General features: G+C 64.2%; 1 protein-coding gene. It reads right to left on the bottom strand.

Annotated features, from left to right (window positions below):
* Positions 1–268, bottom strand: a 268-nt coding sequence (locus FLQ44_RS17880) for a tryptophan 2,3-dioxygenase family protein (protein WP_240801332.1), incomplete at both ends; no start/stop codon positions are given.

Here is a 268-nt window from a genome sequence, read left to right as displayed (position 1 = left end):
CTCGGCATTCTTGTTGCCGAGCATGAACTCGATCAGCCGGTACTGGTGCGACTGGAAGCCCGAGGACGGGCCCAGCGAATCGCGGAAGCCGAGGTACTCGGATGGGGTCAGCGTCTCCAGCACCGACCACTGCTCGAACAGCTGGCGCTGCACCTGTTTGACCCGCGCCAGGATCTTCTGCACCGGGCCCAGCTCGTCGCGCTGCAGATGGGCGATGGCGAGACGCAGCTCGTGGATGATCAGCTTCATCCACAGCTCGGACACCTGG

Origin of the sequence: Vogesella mureinivorans, from assembly GCF_007644035.1 — a bacterium.
Lineage (GTDB): Bacteria > Pseudomonadota > Gammaproteobacteria > Burkholderiales > Chromobacteriaceae > Vogesella > Vogesella mureinivorans.
This window is presented reverse-complemented; position numbering and strand designations above follow the sequence as displayed.